Raw genomic sequence first — 23272 nt, 5'->3', positions numbered from 1 at the left:
ATTATGATTTAACTTTTAGCAGATAACCCAATGACTCTAAGTCGCTCCAAAAGTGTGGATAAGACTTCGAAACCACGTTGGCTGCGTTGATAGTGATATTTGGAAACAGATAAGTCAAAGCCGAAAAGGCGAGTGCCATGCGGTGATCTTCAAACGTATTGATATCAGTTGAGGTCACATCACATCGTTCTCCGTTCCACGAGAGTTCGTCGCTTTTGTCGTTATTCACAACAAATCCCAGTTTAAGAAGCTCCGATTGAAGTGCCGTTATCCTATTTGTTTCCTTTATTTTTAATGTTGATAATCCTGTAAAACGAAAGGGAATGCCCATTGCAACGCATGCAACAACCATCGTTTGGGCTAAGTCTGGCGCATTAATAAAATCGTAGTGCAACATCGAAAGCTTCTTCTTGTCTTTCGAAAGCACCACCTTTGCCATGTCATTATCTGCCGATTCCTTTATAAAGGCAGTTTTAATGCCCAGTAAAGAGAAGAGATAGCGCACCACAGAGTCACCTTGTTTCGACGATTCGCTAAGACCTTTCATCGTGATTTGAGCCTCTTGGCAATTAGAAAGGGCAAGATGCAGATACCAATAAGAAGCCGAAGTCCAATCGTTCTCAATCATTCTTTGAGTAGCTTCATATCTCTTTGGTTCCACTTTAATCGTATCTACGTCGGTCCAATGCACCTTTGCGCCACACGAAGTCATGATATCTATCGTTAAATCGATATACGAACGAGAGGCAATAGTGCCCTTCAGCGTTAGCGTTAAGCCCTTTGTAAAGAACGGAGCAACCATCAATAGTGCCGAAACATATTGCGAACTGACATCGGCAGGCATAGTAACCGTACCCCCTTCGAGTGCCTTTCCATTTATTTTGAGTGGTGGATAGCCCTCTTTTTCCATATATTCAATGTCGGCACCAAGCGTTCTAAGCGAGTCTACAAGCACCTTAATGGGGCGTTGTTTCATGCGCTCTGTACCCGTTAAGATGTGGGTAGAGTTGGGTTGAATACTCCAATAAGCCGTTAAAAAACGCATTGCAGTGCCCGAAGCCATAATGTTTAACTCGCAAGTGTCCCCTTTTATTCCATTCAACATCACCGCAACATCGTCGCAATTGACAGCTCCTTGGAAAGTAGAAGTGTTGTTCGAAAGTGCGTCTATCACAATACTTCTGTTGGCAATGCTCTTCGATGTGGGTATTTCTACATTGCCGTTTAAACTTGTGGGCGGCTGTATTGATATGTTGTATGTCGCATCGTGTTGACCAATGTGCTGTTGTATGTTATTCATTTTGGGTATATATCAGTTGCTGTTTGTGAGCCTTTAAAGGCCTTTAGACCTACACAAAGGTACAAATTATACATTAATATAATGCAAGTGCGATGATAAAACTTCATGATTTTACTTTTTCTTTAAAAACAGAATGATATATTTGCGTGAATAAAACAAATTGTATACCTTTGCAAAACGATTGCACGGGATTTAGCGCAGTTGGTAGCGCACACGTCTGGGGGGCGCGAGGTCGCTGGTTCGAGTCCAGTAATCCCGACTCAATTTATAACGAAAGGAAAGATGAACTACATCTTTCCTTTTTTTATTTTCACGAACTTGTATCTCGATAGTTTGTTTTCTGCACTTCAATGTCGATCCTAATTAAAATAAAAGAAATACGAGTTGTTTATAGGTAGAATGTTTATTGAAGAAGAATTAACTATAAATGAGCGTTTAAAAGTTAATGTAACTTAATTTAATGTGGGCAAAAATAGAACGCTTTTGTGTTGATGCTCTTTCTTGAATATTGTTCTCATTGTTTTGAACAGCCATGAGATGTGTAGATAAAAAGATGCTCGTTTTGTAGCAATTAGATAGGAAATAGGGTGCAAAATCATTGCTTTTAGATGGAAAAAGCATAAGAAATAGAATATAAAAGCACTGCTATTACAAAGCAAAGACATTACGTTTGCACTACAATATCACTGCTTTTGTCTATCTTGTAAGATGGAAATATAAAGTGTAATTCTGTTTTAGGAGAATAAAAGCAATTGAATTGAAGTAGAAGTGGGGTGGGGTTATTAAAAAATAGATTGTAGTTTGTTCCTAAAAGCATCTCTTTTGGAGCGTTTTCTACTTAGAAGAAGAAAAAGAGAGAGGTGTTTTATTTTGAATAAAGGTTAAAATGTTAATCGAAGTAGGGGTGAAGTGAGAACGAAAAAAGACCTTGTTTCACCTCAATAAATTATTAAATATCACCTAAAAGCACAAAAACAGAGATATATCTTTGCTGTATTTAGAATTAAATTGTACCTTTGCAACGCTTTTCGGTGTAATCGCTGGCGAGAAGAAGTGTTGCTCGTTATGTTACATTGGAACGACAAACAAATTTAATTATTAAATAAACATGGATTTAATTAAAATTGCTGAAGAAGCATTTGCAAGTGGCATTCAAGCACCAGAGTTTAGAGCAGGTGATACAATTACTGTCGCTTACAAAATCGTCGAAGGTTCAAAAGAACGTATCCAACGTTACCGTGGTGTAGTTATTAAGATCTGCGGACATGGTGACAAAAAACGTTTTACAGTTCGTAAGATGTCTGGAACTATCGGTGTAGAGCGTATCTTCCCATTAGAATCACCAAACATCGAAAGCATCGAGGTGAACAAACGTGGTAAAGTTCGTCGTGCTAAGTTGTACTACCTACGTAAACTTACAGGTAAGAAAGCACGTATTAAAGAAAGAAAAACTCCTGTTGGAGAGTAAAATAAAAATGCAGCATTCAGATGAGTGCTGCATTTTTGTTTCCTATAATCTTTGCAGAAAGCCTCTTGCATTCACCTATTTATATATAGATAGTATGTGTGCGCAAGGCAATAGCAATTGAGTGGCGGTTGGATAATATTCCTATCAAAAGGCAACAATATCTTTCTTAAAAGATAAAAAGGGCAGTTGCACGGAATGATAGAATTAGTCTTTCGACGGAGGAGTGGGGTGTTCGGTGTGGTCTTCGTAGTTAATTTCGGCGTCGCTTTCACCATGTAAAGCCTTTTGAAAATCGCTCCAATTTTGAAAACCGGCAAGAAGTGCAAGCTTGTTAAGAGTGTCTGGGGACAATTTTTCGGTGCCTTTAATGTGGCTCCACAATTGTTTTAGAATCTTCCCACTAAGTGTTATTTGGTGTTTAGAGAACGAAAGAACAACCTTCTCCATATCTGTTGTGGCAGAAATAGTTTTTCCCAAACTCTTTTCAATCACCTTTCTGAGTGTAGATAAATCATGCTTCATTGTGCTATGTAAATAATATCGATATTAAATGTCTATATTTGTATCGCTCTATTTGATTTAAACGTCAGTGTTTATCGCTGAAAAATTTACATGCAAAGGTATTGAAAAATACTTAATAGCGCAATATAATGAATACAATTATTTTACTTCGAAAAGCTTCATTTTGCATGCTTGCAAAACAAGGGCTGACGAAATAAAAAACAAAGAGAATATAAAGATATAACTATTCAAAATAAATGAACAATGAAAGAATTAGCTTTAAAGTATGGATGTAATCCAAATCAAAAGCCTTCTCGTATTTATATGCAAGAGGGAGAGTTGCCTATTACCGTGCTTAATGGACGTCCTGGTTATATAAACCTATTGGACGCATTGAACAGTTGGCAGTTGGTTAAAGAGCTAAAAGAAGCTACTGGCCTACCTGCAGCAGCCTCTTTTAAACACGTTTCGCCTGCAGGTGCAGCAGTGGGATTACCTCTTAACGACATACTTAAAAAGGTTTATTTTGTTGATGACTTAAAAGTTGAACTCTCTCCTTTAGCTTGTGCCTATGCAAGAGCACGTGGAGCAGACCGCATGAGTTCGTATGGTGATTTCATTGCACTTAGTGATGTGTGCGACGAAGCTACTGCTTTGATTATTAAAAGAGAAGTGAGCGACGGCGTTATTGCGCCTGGGTATACTCCTGAAGCATTGGCTATTTTGCAAGAAAAGCGCAAAGGCACTTACAATGTCATTGAAATTGACGAGAACTATAAGCCTGTTGAGCTTGAAACTAAAATGGTGTATGGCGTTACTTTTGAACAAGGTAGAAACGAAATACAACTAAATGGCGAAGAGTTGTTCGCTAATATTCCTACAAAGAATAAGAATTTCAGCGAAGAAGCTAAGAGAGACTTGATGATTGCATTGATTACTTTAAAATATACTCAAAGTAATTCGGTTTGTTATGTAAAAGACGGACAAGCAATTGGTATTGGTGCTGGCCAACAAAGTCGTATCCACTGTACTCGTCTTGCTGGTAGTAAGGCAGATATTTGGTGGTTGCGCCAAAATCCAAAAGTGATGAACTTGCCTTTCAAAGCAGGTATTGGACGTGCCGACAGAGATAATACAATTGATATTTATATCAGCGAAGACTCTGAAGATGTATTGAAAGATGGTGCTTGGCAACAATTCTTTACAGAACAACCTGAGGCTCTTTCTCGTGAAGAGAAAAAGGAATGGATAGCAAAGAACAATAAGGTGGCTTTAGGAAGCGATGCTTTCTTCCCATTTGGAGACAACATCGAACGTGCTCATAAGAGTGGTGTTGAGTTCATTGCACAAGCTGGTGGATCGGTGAGAGACGACAATGTTATTGACACTTGCGACAAATATAATATCGCAATGGCATTCACTGGCATTCGTTTATTCCATCATTAATAAATAATTTTCGTATCTTTGCAAATGCAATGTCATCTTGCAGAGATATAAAGCATATCATTTTGCAAGAGAAAGGGCATTATACTTGTATTCAACAGGTTGATGTTCTTTCCTTGTTTTAATGGGTTTAGGCAAGACTGCTTGCGCAATTGTAGTGTAAATAACATAAAACTGAGATTATGGCAGATATCGATGAGATTATATCAGGTGGTGGAATGGTTTTTAAAAAGACATCAGCTGGAGGCGATAAGGATAACGGAAAGGTAAAAACTAAAGCGAAGAAAAAACAGTATATCACTGGTGCTCATGGCAGTGGGTCGGCAAAGCAAAAAGCAAAATACCGCCAACAAAGAGCTAATCGCAAGACACAAAAAAAGCGTTGAACAAGGAATTGTTTCCTTTTCAACGCTTCTTTTATTTTCTTATATCTTGTTCTTTGCTCTCTTATATATAATAAGGTGCGAGCAATAGTTTATCTTTTGCAAATGATGAGCATTAATCTAAAGGCTCAGTCTTTAAGTGTTCTATAGCCCCATTGATAGGGTTGAGGGTGATGTGGGTTATAAATTTCTTTCCAAAGAGTGTGCTATTGAGCATTTCTACACGTCCAAATTGAGCCGCATAGAATTCGAATGATTGTTTATTGATAGGCTCTCCTTCGAACGAAACCTTAATCTTTCCAGGTTGATTAACGTACAATCCTGTGTCGTCTTTTTGCTTTTTGTCTGCTAATGCGCTGGTTTCAATAGCAGGAATACTATTTAAATCGGTTACAACAGCATAGCAAGGTTCACCACTAAGGTCGTCTGCTGCGCATAAACCAAAATGCTTTGAGAATCTAAAGGCAACAGAACGTTGTTGCTCTTTTTCTGGTGTCAAGGTGATAAAGAATTGAGTTGTGTCGCAAACCACCTTGCCTTCGAATAGTTCTCTTAATCCTTTTTCCTTCAGATTAAGTTGGTTGAGCATCAGTTTTAGTTGCTCTCCGTCCTTCGGCATGTATTCAGCTTCTCCCTTAGAAAGCATGTCTTTGCTCTCTCTCACTTCGTAAATGTCTTGCGCAATCAATTCAGCTGTTTTCCATTTGCTGTCTGCATTGAGCGCATCTTGACTGAGGAAGTCTCTTGGATCGAGGGCTTTTGGCTTTAAAGAAGGAGTGAACTGCTTGAAAGGAGCAATGCTTTGAGCTTGTCCGTTGATAGCAGTTATCACGCCATTTTGCTCCAATTTCAAGTCAACAATACTGTGCTTGCGGTCAATTGCAAGGGTATAACGCTTAGAAGAGTCAGGTATTGCGGTGAGATACATATCCAATCCCACTATTTTATACGAAGTTTTGGGTTCTAAGTCCGCCTTCTTCTTCAAATAAATCTCTGCATATTGAGCGTATTCTCCAGGAGTATAGGTGGTCTTTTCAACTAAAATCGCCAACTTCATCTGCGTTTTGGGTAAGAAATAAGATATTCCATTGTTTGCAGTTGTTTGCGAATTAGCGCAAAGAGCCATTATAGAAAGGAAGAGAATAAATAGTCCTTTTTTCATGAAATTTAGTCGTTTAATCGTTTAAATGCCTTTGGAAGGAAGTTAATAATATCACTTGCGATAAGCGATTCTTCGCCTATTTCCTTAACAGCAAGGTCTCCCGACAAGCCATGAAGATACATTCCGAGTAGCGAAGCCTCACGTTGTGAGTAGCCACGAGCAAGCAATGCGGTGATAATTCCAGTTAAAACGTCTCCACTTCCTGCTGTTGCCATACCCGGATTGCCTGTTGTATTGAAGTAGATATTGCCATCTGGGAGGCATAATGCGCTGTAATGTCCTTTCAATATGATGTAACATTCAAAGTGTTGAGCAAACTCTGAGGCCTTCATTAGCTGTTCGTAGCTACTTGTTGAGGTTGCTCCTGTGAGTTGTTCTAATTCCTTTTGATGTGGAGTCATAATGATATCTTTGGGCAATTGTTGTAGCCATGCACGGTGATTGCCAAAGATGTTGATGGCATCTGCATCGATAACGAGAGGGCATTGCGCACGTCTTATCTGCGCAATGAGTGCTATTGCGGTGGTTTCATTTAAGCCTAAGCCAGGTCCAAGACCCACTGCATGATAGCTATCGCAATCTATTGCTTCAGAAAAGAATTGTTCGTTGGTATCTAAATGTACCATTGCTTCAGGTACAGCGGTTTGCAATATGGGGTAAAGAGCTTGTGGAACGTGAGCCGTTAGCTTACCAACTCCACTACGAAGGCACGCTCTTGCAGATAAAACTGCAGCTCCTGCCATTCCCAAAGAGCCAGCAATGAGTAGCGCATGACCCATTAATCCCTTGTGAGAGAATAGCTCTCGCTTCTTAAGTAATGGTACGATGTCACCTTCTTCGATAACATTAAAAGTCGAAGAAGTATTCTTTATAAATTCACTTGATAATCTAATGTCAAGAACTTTCAATTCTCCTATGTGCTTTTGACAGTCTGCTAAGAGCATTGCAAGCTTCTTTTGTTGTAGAGTAAGGGTCAAGTTGGCATTGATAACATTTACTCTTACATTGTAAGTGTTGTCCTCAGGCATTAAACCAGAAGGTATATCGATGCTCACAACCTTTGCAGGTGATTGGTTGATGTATTTCACTAGCGATGCAAAACCGCCCGACAAAGGTTTGTTTATGCCACAACCAAAGAGACCATCTATCACTACTTCCTTTTCAGTTAGCTTGGGTGGATCGAAGTTTGTGATAACTTCTGTGAAGTCTTTAGCACGCTTATGCTCTAATAAACGTTGCTTATTTTGTTCACAATCGGGCGAAAGACTATTGTGGATATTAAATAAATACACCTTAACGCTGTATCCCTCACCAAGTAAAAGACGTGCAACTGCAAGTGCATCTCCGCCATTATTGCCCGGACCTGCAAATACAACAAAGGGTGTTTGTGTGTTCCAACGCTCGCAAATCACCTCTTTTATGGCTTTAGCTGCACGCTCCATTAGGTCTAAAGAACTAATGGGTTCATGCTCGATTGTATATTTGTCGAGCTCTTTTATTTGATTACTTGTGAATATCTTCATAGATGCAAAAATACAAAATTTAATGCTAATGTGCTCAAAGTATGGTATATTTTTAGTAATTTTGCAACAAAATATAGTGTATCTAGAGATGGCTGAAATAACAATTAAGGATAAAACCTTTAAGACTTCTATACCGGAAGCAGAGATATTGAAGAGAATTCAAGTAGTAGCAGATCGTATAAACCACGATATGAAGGATAAAAATCCACTACTATTAGCGGTGTTAAATGGTTCATTTATATTCGCTGCGGATCTTATGAGAATGTTAACTATTCCTTGTGAGATATCGTTTGTGAAGCTAGCTTCATATCAAGGAACAACCTCTACAGGAACAATTAAAGAGGTGTTAGGTATCAATGAGGATTTAACTAACAGAACAGTTATTATTGTTGAGGACATAGTTGAAACAGGATTAACAATGAAACGAATGATAGAAACACTCGGAACACGCAATCCAGAGTCTATTCATATCTGCTCATTGCTAGTTAAACCCGAGAGACTTCAAGTGCCTTTGGAGATAGACTATGCTGTAATGGAAATCCCAAATGACTTTATTCTTGGTTATGGACTTGACTATGATCATCAAGGACGCAACCTAAGAGACATCTACACAATCGTAGAATAAACCCTAAGTTGTTCACAATTAATTTTTAATACTACGCTCTTTGAACGTGGAATCGAAAGCGTGTGCATTGTGAAGACAGGTAAAACGAGAGATGAAAGCACCCTAATAAAGCTTTTGTCCTCATCTTTTTAGAATACAAACAATATTAATATATCATCCTATAAAATGAACAATATCGTTATTTTTGGTGCTCCTGGTTCAGGAAAAGGCACTCAAAGCGACAAGCTTATTGCTAAATATGGTTTCGAACACATCTCTACTGGCGATGTACTTCGTAGTGAAATTAAGAACGGAACCGAGTTAGGTAAGACCGCAAAAGAATACATTGACAAGGGACAACTTATCCCAGACGAGTTGATGGTGGATATTCTTGCAAGCGTATACGATAGCTTTGGCAAAGAACATAAAGGTGTAATCTTCGACGGATTCCCACGAACAATACCACAAGCAGAGGCTTTAAAGGCTATGTTAGCAGAGCGTGGACATCGCATTGCTGCAATGATTGAGCTTGATGTACCTGAAGAAGAGTTGATGAAACGATTGATTCTTCGTGGAAAAGAGAGCGGAAGAAGCGATGATAACGAAGAAACAATCAAGAAACGTCTTGGTGTTTATCACAATCAAACAGCACCATTGATTGATTGGTACAAGAAAGAAGGAGTTCACAACCACATCAATGGCTTAGGAGAACTTGACACAATATTTGGAGATATCACTACTGTAATCGATCAGTTGTAATATTTTCTCACTATATCTAATAGGGAGTTATGGAGTTATAACATCAACTTCATAATTCCTTATTTTGTTTTTTAAAAGGCTACAACATAGGCATTCAGGCCTTATAAACAGCCCATTTGTTTGTATAAAGATATTGCAACGCATATAGGATAGCACTAAAACGAGAAAGGAAGTAAAGTTATGGCAGATTCAAATTTTGTTGATTATGTAAAGATATATTGTCGAAGTGGAAAAGGAGGACGTGGTTCTATGCACTTGCGACACGTTAAGTATAATCCAAATGGCGGTCCCGACGGAGGCGACGGAGGTGATGGAGGAAGCGTTTATTTGCGTGGAAACCATAACTATTGGACCCTTTTGCACCTTAAATTCCAACGACATGTCTACGCAGAACATGGTGGAAACGGCGGAAGAGATAAGTGTCACGGAACCAATGGCAAGCATCAATACATCGATGTGCCATGCGGAACCGTTGTATATGATGCCGAAACAGGTAAGTATGTGTGTGATGTTAAATACGATGGACAAGAAGTTCTACTCCTAAAAGGTGGTAGAGGCGGTTTAGGTAACTTCCAATTCAGAACCGCAACCAATCAAGCTCCACGCTATGCACAGCCTGGTGAGCCCATGCAAGAGCAGACAATCATTCTCGAACTCAAGCTACTTGCCGACGTAGGTCTCGTTGGTTTCCCCAATGCAGGTAAGTCAACACTTCTTTCTTCGTTGTCAAGTGCACGTCCAAAGATAGCCAACTATCCTTTCACCACATTAGAACCCTCTCTTGGTATTGTTGGATATCACGACAATAAGTCGTTTGTTATGGCAGATATTCCAGGTATTATCGAAGGTGCAAGCGAAGGAAAAGGACTCGGTTTGCGTTTCTTACGCCACATAGAACGCAACTCATTACTTCTTTTTATGGTGCCAGGTGACACCGATGATATCAAGAAAGAATACGAAATTTTATTGAACGAGCTTCGCAATTTCAATCCCGATATGCTCGACAAACATAGAGTTCTTGCCGTAACAAAAAGCGATTTGCTCGACGAAGAGCTTATTTCAATGCTTAAAGAGACCCTTCCCGACGACCTTCCATGCGTGTTTATCTCGGCAGTTACAGGTCAAGGACTTAACGAGTTGAAAGATATTCTATGGAAAGAGCTCAACAGTGAGAGCAATAAGATTAAGGGAGTTATTGCCGAAGATACTCTTGTTCATCGTGATAAAGACATTCAACGCATTACAGAAGAGTTGGAAGCAGAAGGCGAAGGCGAGGTTATTTTCGTAGAAGACGAAGATATTGACGATTTAGAAGACTTTGAATATGTAGATTTGGAGGATGAAGAATGATTCCAAAACTGCATCAATACCAACTCGATAACAACGTAAAAGCCTTTTCAACCATGCGCTCTTGCGATGACAACTCATTGCAAGCAGAGGGCAAAGTAAACGATGCTTATGCCTCATTCAATATCAATCCTTGGGTAGGAGATAACGAAGAGCAGATAAGTAGCAATCGTTTAGAATTGGCAAAAGCATTAGAAATCGACGAAAAAAACATCGTTTTACCTCACCAAACACATCAAACCGAGGTTAGACAAATTGCTTCTGAATTCCTTTCATTACCCCCTTCGGTTCAAGGTATGCTGTTAGAGGGAGTCGATGCACTCATAACCAATGAACCAAATGTGTGCATTGGCGTTTCAACTGCCGACTGTGTGCCTGTTGTTATGTATGATGCCGAGCACAAAGCCATAGCCGTTGCCCATGCAGGTTGGCGTGGAACAGTAGAGAATATAATGCGAAAGACCGTCGAAAAGATGTATCGCTCGTTCAATACCGACCCCAAAACATTGCAAGTAGTCATAGGTCCTTCCATCTCATTCGAATCGTTTGAGGTAGGACGTGATGTGTTCAACGCTTTTAATGAGAAAGGACTTGCCACCGACAAGCGATGTGTTTGTTCGTCGGCTCAATTGCCTTCTATCAACAATAACAATGTGTTGGTAGACAACAGCGCAAAAGATAACGAACCAAAGTGGCACATCGACTTGGCTCAATGCAATAAAAAACAGCTCGAAAGCTTAGGTGTTCCCGCTCAAAACATCACCTTATCGGGCATTTGCACCTATTCAAATCATCACAAATACTTCTCTGCTCGTCGTTTAGGAACGGCCTCTGGCAGAATATATACAGGCATTCTCCTTCGTGGGTAGACTGCCTTGAAAACACACATTACACCTTTGTTCAACCTAAAAGATTTTAAATGAAGAAACTAATTACACTCTGTTATGTAGCTCTTTTAGGCTTGTTGGTGGCTTTTATGCCTGCTAACGACACCTTTACAGCTGCCGAACAGCAACAAATAAGTATCGAAACACCTCATTTGTTCGACGAAACTAATACGTTCTATATCTCCCTTGGAGCTTTATCTGCTAACGAATACTCTTTTCCTTTGCCCATAGGTAAGGCCTCATTGTTAAGCAATAAAGACATAGAAATAACCACTTCAGAAGGCGATGCGGTGAAATCCATGTTTAATGGCACTGTGCGTTTGGCTCGAAAGATGGGCAATAGAGGCAATGTTGTGGTGATTCGCCACGACAATGGCTTAGAAACGGTGTATGAAAACAATGCTCAAAACCTTGTAAAGGTGGGGCAAAAGGTAAAAGCAGGACAAACAATTGCCATCGTAGGAACAAAGAACAAGAAAGCAACTTGTTTGTTTTACATTATGGTGAATGGTGGAAAAGTGAATCCTGAGCTTATTCTTGATGTTAAGAAGAAAACGCTTAAGCAAAGTATTTTGCAGTGTAAAAAGAAAGGAAAGCACGTTGATATCACCATAGTTGAGAAGAAAGACGAAACAAATATCAAGAAAGAAGATAAGGAAAAGAAAGCAGAAGAGAAGGAAGAGAAAGTAAAAAGCGGCTCGTATAACAAGAATGGCGACTATGTTCTCAACCTTTCAACCCTTAAAAAAGGCGAGTGGGCATTCCCATTGCCTGGCTGTCACATCATAAGTCCATACGGAGGGCGACGTGGACATTCAGGAGTTGATATAAAAACAAAGCCCAACGACAATATATATGCAGCCTTCGACGGAGTGGTTACCATGTCGGCTCCACACTATGGATATGGAAATTGCATTGTGATTAAGCATGCCGAAGGACTCGAAACATTGTATAGTCACCAATCAAAGAACCTCGTTAAGGTGGGACAAAAGGTGAAAGCGGGCGATCTTATAGGCTTAACAGGTCGCACAGGTCGTGCAACAACACCGCATCTTCATTTCGAAGTAAAGTGGAAAGGCCATCGTTTTAATCCTGTTATCATGTTTAACTGCACCAATCACTCATTGCACAACGTAACAATGACCTTCTCAAAGTCGGGTAAGGTCACCGCAACAACGAACAAATAAGCAACATATCAACCAACAATAATATGAGCGTACAGACGAAAGTCTGTGCGCTTTATTTTTGTTTGTAAAGAAAATGATAGCCAAGAACATTGCAAATACAATTCTTTTCAGTTATCTTTGCGAATAGACACTAAAAAATAGAATAATAATATCAACCTAAATGCCTTTTATAAAGATGAAAAATAAAAATACTTTAAGAGCTTTTGTTGGCTTATTGTCCACTTTATTTGTACTTGTTTTATGCGTTTCATGCTCTGATATTGTAGGAGATACCAAGATGCAGTTTAATAAAACAGATTTTACTTTTGGCACACAAGGAGGTAAAGACGTTTTATTTGATAAAGAAAAAGGTTCGCTAGGAATATACCATTTACAGCTTATAGAACGCAATTCCAACAAAACTGTGCTCGATTCGGTATTAAGAAGTCGTCCAACCGAAATTGTTTTGAATGGAAAAAGATATTGCAAAATTGCCTATAGCAATGGTGCAGTGGTGAAAGTAGACTTTGATTGGTGTGAGATAGAGGCGAAAAGATTTACAAAAAACAATAAACCGCTTCTTTATGAAATTGAGGTTGGGGCTCCACATACACAACAATACATTCTTAAAGCAGATATAATGGGTGAGGCAGGACCAGTAACCATTACCATTCAATAACGAAATTATCAGCTAAAAGATAGGCGAAACATCTCCATAAAAGGTGTTTCGCTTTTTTATATTCCTTTCTCTTACCTTCCCAAAGCAGTGCTTTTAGGGTGCAAACTCATTGTTTTTGGGGTGTAAAAACAATGCTTTTAAACGCCAATATCAATGCAATTGCATGGCAAGCAAAAACTACTTGTTTTTCAAGAAGATAGCAACTTGAAAGAATACTTTATTCTAATGAATAAACAAAAAAGGTGTATAAAAAAGCAATAGAGTGCAGAATAACGTCTATTTTTTAGTAACTTTGCAGATAAAGAAATAAGGAACAAAACACAACTCTTTGTTGCAACACACATAATTATTGAATGAATTTCAGTGAAGTAATAGGACAAGACGACGTAAAAAATCGTTTGTTAACGCTTATAGAATCGGGAAAAATGCCTCATTCTCTGCTTCTTCATGGAGCACCAGGATGCGGAAAAATGGCGTTGGCCTTGGCTCTTGCATCGCATTTGTTGGGCGAGAACGATGCTAATAATCCCAAAGCAGCGAGTGTTAAGGCTATGCTTGATCGCTGGGAACACCCCGATTTGCATTTTAGCTATCCTGTTATTCGTCCTACTGGCACCACTGCTGATCATAAAATGATTAGTGACGACTTTGCAAAAGAGTGGCACGTGTTGCTCAAAAAAGGTCCATATTTTGACATGGACGCATGGCTTGAGCAAATGAACGCAGCCAATCAACAAGCCATTATCTTTGCTTCTGAGAGCGACAATCTAACAAGAAAGCTCAATTTAAAGTCGAGTTTGGGTGGCTACAAGGTGTCTATCATCTGGTTGCCCGAGCGCATGAACGTTGAATGTGCTAACAAACTACTTAAATTATTAGAAGAACCTCCACATCAAACCATATTCATTATGGTGAGCGAAGCACCCGAACGTCTTTTAGAAACCGTTCGAAGTAGAACGCAAATGATTCAGGTGAAGCGCATAGATACAGCCGTTTTAGAACGTGCTTTGGTGGAGAAAAGAGGCTTAGATGGCGACACCGCACGTCGTGTTGCACAGATTGCCAATGGCAGTTGGTTAGATGCTATCAGAATGTTGAACGCAGATAGCGAGGCAAAACAATTCTTTAACGACTTTGTGGGCGTTATGCGTGCTTCGTATCGACGTGACATTCGTGAGATGAAAGCATGGAGCGAACGTGTTGCTACCTATGGCAGAGAAAAGCAAAAACGTATGCTTTTGTATTTTCATAGAATGTTCCGAGAGAATTTTATGTATAACTTTAAACAAGATTCATTGATTCATTTCACTCAAGATGAAGAGCAATTTGCACAAAAATTTGCCCCCTTCATCAACGAAAGAAACATTGTTGAACTCTATGAACTTGTTGAACTAAATATAAGAGACCTTTCACAGAATGCCAATCCTAAGATTGTTTTCTTCGATTTTACACTCCGTGTAACGATGCTTCTGGTGAGAAAGTGATCAAACTAAAAATAAAGCGACAAGAAAGAATGAATTATAAAGATATGAAGTTTCATATGTTAGACGGAGGTAACCGTGGCATTTGTGGCAAAGGTTGTGGAAGACAAAACAAACAACTCAATGCTTACGACTGGCTTGCAGGCACTCCTGGTAACATAGAAAGTACTGATTTAGTTGAAGTTCAATTTAAAAATACACGAAAAGGTTATTATCATAATGTTAATAATCTCGACCTAAAAAAAGGTGATGTCGTTGCTGTTGAATCGAATCCAGGTCACGATATAGGCGTAGTTTCATTGACAGGACGCCTTGTTGAGTGGCAAATGAAACGTGCAAACCTCAAACCAAACGAAGAAATTCGCCGTGTTTATCGTCTTGCTAAACAAGTGGATATCGAGAAATATGAGGAGGCAAAGAGCCGAGAACAGCAGACAATGATTAAGAGTAGACAAATAGCTAAAGACTTAGGGCTTAGCATGAAGATTGGAGACGTTGAGTATCAAGGCGACGGAAACAAGGCTATTTTCTACTATATTGCCGACGAACGTGTGGATTTCCGCCAACTGATTAAGGTGCTTGCCGATGCTTTTCACGTGAGAATAGAGATGAAGCAGATAGGAGCAAGACAAGAAGCTGGACGCATTGGCGGTACTGGTCCGTGCGGAAGAGAATTGTGTTGCGCTTCGTGGATGAAGAACTTTGTTTCTGTAAGCACTAATGCTGCACGCTATCAAGATATTTCTCCGAACCCACAAAAGCTGGCAGGAATGTGCGGAAAGCTTAAATGTTGCTTGAACTATGAGGTAGATAACTACATTGAGTCGGGCAAACGACTTCCAAGTAGAGAGGTTTCTCTGCACACATTAGAGGCAGAATACTTCTTCTTTAAAATGGATATTTTAGCAGGTTTGGTTACTTATTCTACCGATAAGAATATGGCTGCTAACCTTGAAACAATAACAGCTGAGCGTGCACGACGTATTATTGAAATGAATAAGCGTGGTGAAAAGCCTGAGAACTTAACTGGAACGAAGGAAAGAAAACAACCCGAACGTCCTAAAGACTTATTGGCTGACGCAGATATCAGTAGATTTGATAAGTCGAAAGGTCGTGGAAATAAGGGTAATAACAACGGAAAACCACGCAACAACCAACGTAACGGCCAAGGGAACGAGGGTCGTAGACAAGGTAACAGAAATGGTGGCAGAGGACAAAATCGCCGAAATGGTGTGCCACAACATTCTAATGAGAATGTAAAAAACAATACTCCACGCAGTGAACAACCAACAAAACAACAATAAATTGAGGCACTTTGCCTATTTATGCTTTCTCTTTTGCACGATATTGACATTCTGCATGTCGTGCAAAAGAAATGTTGTTTATCATCGTTATCAACATACTTCAATTGCAGGGTGGGAGCGAAACGACACTATTTCGTATGCCATTCCTCGCATAAAAACAAGCGGTCTCTATTCTATTGGAGTGGGGTTGCGCATTACAAGCGACTATCCTTTCACGGGATTGAGCTTAGTTGTTGAACGGAAAATATATCCTTCGAAAGACATTAGAGTAGACACTTTGAATTGTGCGATAATGGATTCGAGAGGAAATGCTGAGGGTAAAGGGGTGAGCTACTATCAATACGACTTCCCTTTGTCTACTCTTCGCCTAAAAGAGGGCGATTCTTTGGCGCTTGTTGTGCGTCATGCCATGAAGAGAGAGATTCTTCCTGGAATCTCAGATGTAGGTATTATGCTAAGAACGAACTAAGTTTCGAGAAGCATCTATTCGCAAGAAGATGAATAGAAGCAAGGTGAATCCCCACAAAGAAGAACCTCCATAGCTGAAGAAAGGCAACGGAATACCAATAACTGGCAACAAACCTAATACCATTCCCACATTAATGAAAACGTGAAAGAGAAAGATACTAAGAATGCAATAGCCGTATATTCTTCCAAATTTAAAGGTCTGTCGTTCTGCAAGATGAATGAGACGCAGGATCAATGCCAAGAATAATAAGAGCACACCTGCCGACCCTAAGAAGCCTTCTTCTTCACCAACGGTACAGAAAATGAAGTCGGTATCTTGCTCAGGAACGAACTTTAGCTTTGTTTGTGTGCCGTTTAAGAATCCTTTTCCCTTTAAACCTCCACTGCCAATAGCTATCTCACTTTGGTGAACATTATAGCCTGCGCCCGACAAGTCTTCGTCTAATCCAAGCAAAACGTTGATTCGAACTCTTTGATGAGGCTCCATTACGTTATTCAATACATAGTCTGCTGAATAGAAAAAAGCAATAGAACCGATAGAGAATAGCGCAATATAAAGATAATTATGTATGCGAGTGTGTAGCCAATTATAAATGAAATAAAGAATGAGCAACACACTTAAAATAATCTGTACAATAACAATATTAAATGGAATAACGAACTTTGCAAAGAGGAAAGCAAGGACTGTTGTTCCTATAGTCAATGCAAGAAGTTGTCGAACCATTTGTTTCTCTTTGCAATAAACATGAATCATGCCTATTGAAGAGAGTTGAACAAGAAGTAATACTATGAATTTTCCAACCGAAGTGGGGGTTTCACTCAGCATAACCGCTTCGTATTTAATGCCCACAACGAAGTAAACCACCATGGCAACTCCTGTGAACAGCACGCTACCTGGCATTCCTTCACGATAAAACATCAAGAAGAATGAGAAATAAACCAGTGCAGAACCTGTTTCTTTTTGCCCAATAATAAAGATCATTGGCAACACAACAATGGCAATGGCAATGGCAAAATCCTTCCATTTCTGCATGCTAAAAGTATATCTTCCCATAAACTTTGCAACCGCTAATGCCGTGGCAAACTTCGCAAACTCAGCGGGTTGCAGTCGCAAGGGTCCCATAACAATCCACGAACGGGAGCCTTTAATCTCGTGAGGATTAAAGATAGTGGCAAAGAGAAGCAGTAAGAGTAGGCCGTAAATAACGTAAGCAAAGGTGTCATAAAAGCGGTCGTCCATCATAAGAAGAACGAAACCAAGGCATATTGACGTTCCAATCCAAACAATTTGCATGCCTGAACGAGAGCTTAAACTGAGTATTTCGGTAGAGCCATAGGTATAACTTGCACCGCACACGCTTAGCCATCCAAAAGCAAGTAGTGCGATATATATAGCTATTGTCCACCAGTCTAAGGAGCTAAGAATGCTCGTTGACTTCTCTTTTTTTCTACCTGTCACCTGAACCATATGCTATTCTGCGTCGTTGGAAGTCTGCTGCCATTCTCTCAGAGTTGGCAGATAAGCCTCCTTTTATATATTGTTCCATCATTAAAGAGCCAATAGGTACACCATAATCGGCTCCAAATCCACCGTTTTCTACATACACTGCAATGGCAATCTTGGGGCTATCCATAGGCGCAAAGCCCATAAATACAGAGTGGTCGTGCCCTCTATTCTCCGCAGTACCAGTCTTACCGCACACTGCATAGTCTGCTCTATTGGCAGATCTACATGTTCCTTTGATAACAGAAGAGCGCATACCAGCTACTACCCAGTCGTAAGAACGGCGGTTTGCTTTGGTGTAATGCTTTCTTGTATATAAGGTATCGAGTGGCTCTCCCTTTACTTTCTTCACCACATGAGGTACATAATAATATCCTCTATTAGCGATTGTGGCGCCAAGATTGGCAATTTGTAGGGGCGTAAGATTCACCTCTCCTTGTCCAATAGATATAGAAATGACAGTTAATCCATTCCAAGAACCTTTGTAAGCCTTATCATAAAAGGTGGCATTAGGTATCAATCCACGCTTTTCTCCAGGCAAATCGATTCCTAATTTATATCCAAATCCCATACTAACCATATAATCTCGCCATGTATTCATAGCGTTATCGACGTTGCCATACTTGCCTTTATTACCTATCATGTAGTAAAGTCCCCAGCAAAAGTAGGCATTACATGATGTACTTAGGGCTTCGGTTACAGCCAAAGGCGATGAGTGTGCGTGACAACCAACGTGAAGTCCTTTATAATAAAAGCCGTGATGACAGCTTAACATCGTTGTAGGAGTGAGGATTCCTTCGGTTAAATAGGTGAGAGCTTGCGATGTTTTGAAGGTTGAACCAGGTGGATATTGACCCATAATACTTCTGTTTAGAAGCGGTTTCCACACGTTTCGAGATAAAGCAAGGTTGTTCTTACCACGTTGCTTGCCCACCATTAGTCGGGGATCGTACGTTGGTGAAGACACCATACATAGCACTTCGCCCGTTGAAGGCTCAAGAGCTACGATGCTTCCAATCTTTCCTTCCATCAATCTTTCACCCAAAGCTTGTAGCTGAAGGTCTATACTTAGAGTCAAATCTTTACCTGCAACGGGTTTATGATCAAGCTTTCCGTGTTGATAACTACCCTGAATTCGGCCGTGAGCATCACGCAATAGGATTTGAACTCCTTTCTCTCCACGTAGCTGTTTCTCATACGAACGCTCCACACCGAGCTTTCCTATGTAGTCACCTGGTTGATAATAATCGTCTGATTCGATATCACTTGGAGACGCTTCTGCCACATCTCCCAATACATGAGCAGCGTAAGGGTATTGATAAAGGCGTACACTTCGTTTCTGAATGTAGAATCCTGGAAATCTAAACATACGCTCTCTGAATACACTAAACTCTTTATCTGAGATCTGACTCATGAACAATTGTTGTGTAAAACGAGAGTAGCCAGGGTTTTTCGAGCGGTCTTTTATGTCCTTCATACGTTTGATGAAGAACTCTTTTGTAATACCAATGGCGTTACAAAACTCCGTAGTATCGAGCCTTCCACTTTCTTCATTCATCACAACCATGATGTCGTAAGATGGCTGGTTGTAAACAAGAAGCTTTCCAGAGCGGTCGTATATCACGCCACGAGAAGGGAAATCAACTTTCTTTAGGAATGCATTACTGTCGGCATTTTTCTTATAATCGTCGCTTAATAACTGCAAAGTGAAGAGCCTTACGATGTAAATTAAAACAATTCCCATCGCAATTCCACCTATAATAAAACGTCTTTTTTCGAGATTATAATCAACCATTGTTCTTTCTTATGTTTTCAATTGCAAGAATAAGTATCAATGTTAACAATGTACTTCCACCGATACACTCGAGCCATCGTATCCAATTAAAGAAGTTAAAGGTCTCTAATGTGAAGAAGAGTAGACAGAAAATGAGTATTAATGGTAATGCAAAATAGATGAAACGGGCAAATCCTAAAGTTCTAAGAGTAGGCTTTAAATCCTCGGGACTCTCACGGTTCATAAACAATAAAAGCAGATATGGCTGTATAAGAGCAATGAAAGTCATTGATGCAGCCGCCACTCCTGGAGTGTTTGCAAATATGTCTACGATTAAACCTGTTATGAAAGCAGCAGTTAAAGAAAGCCATTTTGGAATATTACGACGTATTCCAATCACCATATATATATATAATAAAGGTGTAGCGCATTGAAATAAATGAATATGATTAAGCACTAATACTTGTGCAAGAAGTAATAGTACATACCATAAAATACTTTTAAGTGTTTTCGAAGTCATTATTTCTTTCTTCCTTTATGCTGGTGTTTGCCTGGATATTTCCAATCTAATTAGAAACCAACAAGAAAAAGAATATGCGTCCTTTTCTTGCTGGTTATAGCCTGAATGCTATCTTTATTTATTTTATTCGTTTTCTTGAATGGAGTCTTGAGCAGCCCTCATCAGTTCAATTCGCTCTTGCATTGGGGCATTGTTAATGATGAATACATCACGAAGCGTACTGAAATTGGTTGCTAATTTCACCTTTAAGCGATAGGATAAACCATCTGCTGAGTTGTAAGCATTGGTTACTTTACCAACAGTTATACCCTGTGGGAATATTGAAGAATATCCACTTGTAACGATTTCGTCGTTCTTATTGAGTCGAGCATGACGTGGAATATCATCTAAAAAGGCAAAATCACTTGCTCCTTTGTTCCAATGTAAGTATCCTAAATAGCCTTTATTCTTAATCGTACAGCTAATGTTTGATTTCGAGTTAAGCACCGATAACACGATAGAATAGTGTTCCGAAACCATGTAAACGATGCCCACTACACCCAAACCACTCACTACTCCCATGTTAGGAGTAATGCCATCAGCTCGTCCTTTGTCGAGAGTTATAAGGTTATCGCTTTCATTTACCGAGTTGGTAACTACCTTTGCGGGTATGATTTGAAAGCCATTGAATAACTCTTTGTTATCGACTATGATGTTAGAGCTATCCTTTGTGGTGTTAAGAATGCGTTGGTCGAGCACGTTTATTTGTCGTTCGAGCTCAATATTGCGCAAACTTAGTTGTTGATTCACATCTACAAGCGAGAAATACTTCTCCACTTCTGCGCTCAACTCATACACTCTTCCAGCAACAGAGTTGGCAGATGTGAACCAAACACTACCTTGATAGCTGTTGTATTGAAATAAAAGTGCGATACTAATGATTTCTAAGACAACAAAAACAAACCAATGATTATATTTAGATAGAAACTCTAAAAGGTTTCTCATAGGCTTTGTTCTTAACGCATCAAGAATGAGAAGCGATCAACATTCTTCAATGCAATGCCCGCACCTTTAGCCACACTGTGAAGTGGATCTTCTGCAATATGGAATGGAATGTTAATCTTATCTTGTAAACGTTTGTCTAAACCACGAAGTAAAGCACCACCACCACTTAGGTAGATACCATTCTTTACGATATCAGCATATAGTTCAGGAGGAGTGTTTTCCAATGCACTTAGCACCGCATTCTCAATCTTTGCCACTGTTTTGTCTAAGCAATGCGCAATTTCTTGATAGCAAACGGGAACCTCCATTGGTAGAGCTGTGATACGATTAGGACCATGTACGATGTAATCTTCAGGTGCTTCGTCACCTAAGTCGGTAAGAGCAGAACCTACATGTATCTTAATTCGCTCTGCCATTCTTTCACTTACACGCACATTGTGTTGTCTACTCATGTATTCTTGAATATCTGCTGTAAGGTCATCTCCTGCAATTCGGATTGAGTTGTTGCTCACAATACCACCTAAAGAGATAACTGCAATCTCAGTACTACCACCACCAATGTCAACAATCATGTTGCCTTCGGGTGCCTCTACATCGATACCGATACCTATTGCGGCAGCCATTGGTTCGAAGATAAGATAAACATCACGTCCATCAGCATGTTCTGCAGAGTCTCTAACGGCACGAAGTTCCACCTCAGTAGAGCCTGAAGGAACACCAATAACCATTCTTAGAGAAGGAGAGAATAATCTACTTCCACTGTGAACCATTTTAATTAAGCCTCTCATCATTTGCTCGCAAGCAGTGAAGTCGGCAATAACTCCATCACGAAGAGGACGTATTGTGCGGATGTTGTCATGTGTTTTTTCATACATGAGCTTAGCTTTCTCACCCACAGCTATCATCTTGTTGTTTGTTCTGTCAAGTGCAACAACCGAAGGTTCGTCTACAACTATCTTATCATCGCTGATGATAATGGTGTTAGCTGTACCTAAGTCCATTGCAATTTCTTGGATAAATGAAAAAAATCCCATATTCTATTTCTTTTTAACTTGTTGTTTCTCGGTTTGTGCTTTATGTGTGATAAGAAGGCAATCAAACCTCAATAACAGTTCTTTGATATTCTATTTTTGTGAAGAAAACCAGCTATGTATTGCTGTGTCGTAATGACTACTAACACCAAAAGCACGTGTTGCAAACATTTGGCGTTGTGCAAGTGTGGTTTGAGCACCATTCTCTTTTAAGATATCGAGTAGTATGCTGTATTCTTCTTTACTAGGAACAATAACCACATCATTAAAGTTTTTAGCTGCAGCACGAATGAGAGAGATACCTCCGATATCAATCTTCTCGATGATATCTGCTGAAGATGCGCCACTTTCGACAGTCTTTTCAAATGGGTAAAGGTCTACCACTACAAGGTCGATAGCAGGTATTTCGTATTCGATCACTTCTTTTTTATCGCCCTCATGTTCACGACGTGACAATATTCCGCCGAATATTTTAGGGTGAAGAGTTTTAACACGACCTCCTAATATAGAAGGATATGAGGTTACACTTTCTACCTTTTGGCATTCGTAGCCTAATGATTCGATAAATTGTTGAGTACCTCCTGTAGATAAAAACTTAACTCCTTGAGCGTGCAGTGTAGCAAGCAACTCGTCTAAACCATCTTTGTGAAAAACCGATATCAATGCGGTTTTAATTTGTTTTGTTTCGGGCATTGTTATTATTAATTATGTGATTAATGCTGCAAAGGTATAAAAAATAAGCAGAAATGCCCCTCCTTTTTTCGTGTGTTTTTATATTTTATGCCTTAAAATGATACTTTTCAATTCGTTAAAGGTGAAATTTTCAATTTTAGCTCTCTTTTTCTTTCGTGATTGTTGCCCTTTTAATGTCGTGTTGTTTCGCGGGTAATATGTGCAATTTTATTGTTTTTAGGGGGTGTTTTACATTGCTTTTACCTCAAAATTCAATTATTTTTATTACCTTTGCAGCGCTTCTTTAGATCT

At 39.5% G+C, this 23272-nt stretch carries 22 protein-coding genes and 1 tRNA gene; 13 read left to right on the top strand and 10 right to left on the bottom strand.

The features are described 5' to 3' along the window. Position 1: 1 nt before the first annotated feature. Positions 2–1300 carry a 3-phosphoshikimate 1-carboxyvinyltransferase gene (locus A3GM_RS0108250; protein WP_018362908.1) on the bottom strand — a complete coding sequence of 433 codons (1299 nt, stop codon included), beginning with the start codon at positions 1298–1300 and terminating at the stop codon, positions 2–4. Between the two features lie 186 nt (positions 1301–1486). Here A3GM_RS0108250 and A3GM_RS0108245 point away from each other — a divergent pair. Both A3GM_RS0108245 and rplS read left to right on the top strand, forming a co-directional pair. Beyond that, a tRNA-Pro gene (locus A3GM_RS0108245) sits at positions 1487–1559 on the top strand. Between the two features lie 849 nt (positions 1560–2408). Next, positions 2409–2768: a 50S ribosomal protein L19 gene (gene rplS, locus A3GM_RS0108235; protein ID WP_018362906.1), complete on the top strand. Its 360-nt coding sequence runs from the start codon at positions 2409–2411 to the stop codon at positions 2766–2768. Positions 2769–2972: 204 nt separating this feature from the next. On the opposite strand, the gene A3GM_RS0108230 is transcribed toward rplS, so the two are convergent. Then, positions 2973–3290: a hypothetical protein gene (locus A3GM_RS0108230; protein WP_018362905.1), complete on the bottom strand. Its 318-nt coding sequence runs from the start codon at positions 3288–3290 to the stop codon at positions 2973–2975. A 243-nt stretch (positions 3291–3533) separates the two neighbouring features. Here A3GM_RS0108230 and A3GM_RS0108225 point away from each other — a divergent pair, with 243 nt between their 5' ends. Together A3GM_RS0108225 and A3GM_RS0108220 are read left to right on the top strand one after the other, a co-directional pair. Beyond that, positions 3534–4715 (top strand): phosphoribosylaminoimidazolecarboxamide formyltransferase, encoded by a 1182-nt coding sequence (locus A3GM_RS0108225; protein ID WP_018362904.1) that lies wholly within the window; start codon positions 3534–3536, stop codon positions 4713–4715. A 179-nt stretch (positions 4716–4894) separates the two neighbouring features. Next, the gene (locus A3GM_RS0108220) at positions 4895–5098 is read left to right on the top strand and encodes a hypothetical protein (protein ID WP_009228279.1); all 204 of its coding nucleotides are present in this window, start codon (positions 4895–4897) and stop codon (positions 5096–5098) included. A gap of 112 nt (positions 5099–5210) precedes the next feature. Here the strand turns inward: A3GM_RS0108220 and A3GM_RS0108215 are convergent, their stop codons facing one another. Then, complete coding sequence (locus tag A3GM_RS0108215; RefSeq protein ID WP_025829941.1) at positions 5211–6257, bottom strand: DUF4831 family protein; 1047 nt, start codon at positions 6255–6257, stop codon at positions 5211–5213. Positions 6258–6262: 5 nt separating this feature from the next. Further along, positions 6263–7780: a bifunctional ADP-dependent NAD(P)H-hydrate dehydratase/NAD(P)H-hydrate epimerase gene (locus A3GM_RS0108210; protein WP_018362902.1), complete on the bottom strand. Its 1518-nt coding sequence runs from the start codon at positions 7778–7780 to the stop codon at positions 6263–6265. 88 nt (positions 7781–7868) lie between these two features. Here A3GM_RS0108210 and hpt point away from each other — a divergent pair, with 88 nt between their 5' ends. From hpt to A3GM_RS0108160, 9 genes are all read left to right on the top strand, one after another. Next, on the top strand, positions 7869–8405 hold the full coding sequence (gene hpt / locus A3GM_RS0108205; RefSeq protein WP_025829940.1) for a hypoxanthine phosphoribosyltransferase: 537 nt from the start codon (positions 7869–7871) through the stop codon (positions 8403–8405). A gap of 165 nt (positions 8406–8570) precedes the next feature. After that, complete coding sequence (locus A3GM_RS0108200) at positions 8571–9143, top strand: adenylate kinase (RefSeq protein WP_009228283.1); 573 nt, start codon at positions 8571–8573, stop codon at positions 9141–9143. A 180-nt stretch (positions 9144–9323) separates the two neighbouring features. Beyond that, entirely contained in the window at positions 9324–10493 is a 1170-nt protein-coding gene (obgE, locus tag A3GM_RS0108195) for a GTPase ObgE (protein WP_018362900.1), read from the top strand. Then, positions 10490–11359: a peptidoglycan editing factor PgeF gene (pgeF, locus tag A3GM_RS0108190; RefSeq protein WP_018362899.1), complete on the top strand. Its 870-nt coding sequence runs from the start codon at positions 10490–10492 to the stop codon at positions 11357–11359. The genes obgE and pgeF overlap by 4 nt, the downstream gene beginning before the upstream one ends. Positions 11360–11409: 50 nt before the next feature. Then, positions 11410–12564 carry a M23 family metallopeptidase gene (locus A3GM_RS0108185; protein WP_018362898.1) on the top strand — a complete coding sequence of 385 codons (1155 nt, stop codon included), beginning with the start codon at positions 11410–11412 and terminating at the stop codon, positions 12562–12564. 175 nt (positions 12565–12739) lie between these two features. Beyond that, positions 12740–13222, top strand: coding sequence for a hypothetical protein (locus A3GM_RS0108180; RefSeq protein WP_154648133.1), 483 nt, complete (start codon positions 12740–12742; stop codon positions 13220–13222). Between the two features lie 353 nt (positions 13223–13575). Beyond that, entirely contained in the window at positions 13576–14706 is a 1131-nt protein-coding gene (locus A3GM_RS0108170; protein ID WP_018362895.1) for a DNA polymerase III subunit, read from the top strand. A gap of 29 nt (positions 14707–14735) precedes the next feature. Then, a complete protein-coding gene (locus tag A3GM_RS0108165) occupies positions 14736–16007 on the top strand; it encodes a PSP1 domain-containing protein (protein ID WP_018362894.1) in 1272 nt (423 codons plus the stop codon). Position 16008: 1 nt separating this feature from the next. Further along, positions 16009–16476, top strand: a complete 468-nt coding sequence (locus tag A3GM_RS0108160) for a gliding motility lipoprotein GldH (RefSeq protein WP_479691182.1) — start codon at positions 16009–16011, stop codon at positions 16474–16476. Here the strand turns inward: A3GM_RS0108160 and rodA are convergent. From rodA to A3GM_RS0108130, 6 genes are all read right to left on the bottom strand, one after another. Beyond that, on the bottom strand, positions 16462–17943 hold the full coding sequence (rodA, locus tag A3GM_RS0108155) for a rod shape-determining protein RodA (RefSeq protein ID WP_018362892.1): 1482 nt from the start codon (positions 17941–17943) through the stop codon (positions 16462–16464). The two genes, A3GM_RS0108160 and rodA, sit on opposite strands and share 15 nt — an antisense overlap. Next, positions 17924–19774, bottom strand: a complete 1851-nt coding sequence (mrdA, locus tag A3GM_RS0108150) for a penicillin-binding protein 2 (RefSeq protein WP_018362891.1) — start codon at positions 19772–19774, stop codon at positions 17924–17926. Before mrdA ends, rodA begins: the two co-directional genes overlap by 20 nt. Further along, on the bottom strand, positions 19767–20273 hold the full coding sequence (mreD, locus tag A3GM_RS0108145; protein WP_018362890.1) for a rod shape-determining protein MreD: 507 nt from the start codon (positions 20271–20273) through the stop codon (positions 19767–19769). The genes mrdA and mreD overlap by 8 nt, the downstream gene beginning before the upstream one ends. A gap of 123 nt (positions 20274–20396) precedes the next feature. Then, positions 20397–21257 carry a rod shape-determining protein MreC gene (mreC, locus tag A3GM_RS0108140; RefSeq protein ID WP_018362889.1) on the bottom strand — a complete coding sequence of 287 codons (861 nt, stop codon included), beginning with the start codon at positions 21255–21257 and terminating at the stop codon, positions 20397–20399. Between the two features lie 11 nt (positions 21258–21268). After that, positions 21269–22291, bottom strand: a complete 1023-nt coding sequence (locus A3GM_RS0108135) for a rod shape-determining protein (RefSeq protein ID WP_018362888.1) — start codon at positions 22289–22291, stop codon at positions 21269–21271. Positions 22292–22381: 90 nt separating this feature from the next. Continuing rightward, positions 22382–22981, bottom strand: a complete 600-nt coding sequence (locus A3GM_RS0108130) for an IMP cyclohydrolase (RefSeq protein WP_018362887.1) — start codon at positions 22979–22981, stop codon at positions 22382–22384. Positions 22982–23272 lie beyond the last annotated feature (291 nt).

The sequence above is a fragment of the Hoylesella nanceiensis DSM 19126 = JCM 15639 genome, from assembly GCF_000379965.1.
Classification (GTDB): domain Bacteria; phylum Bacteroidota; class Bacteroidia; order Bacteroidales; family Bacteroidaceae; genus Prevotella; species Prevotella nanceiensis.
The sequence above is the reverse complement of the archived record's forward strand: the minus strand, read 5'-3'. Positions and strand labels throughout refer to the sequence as shown.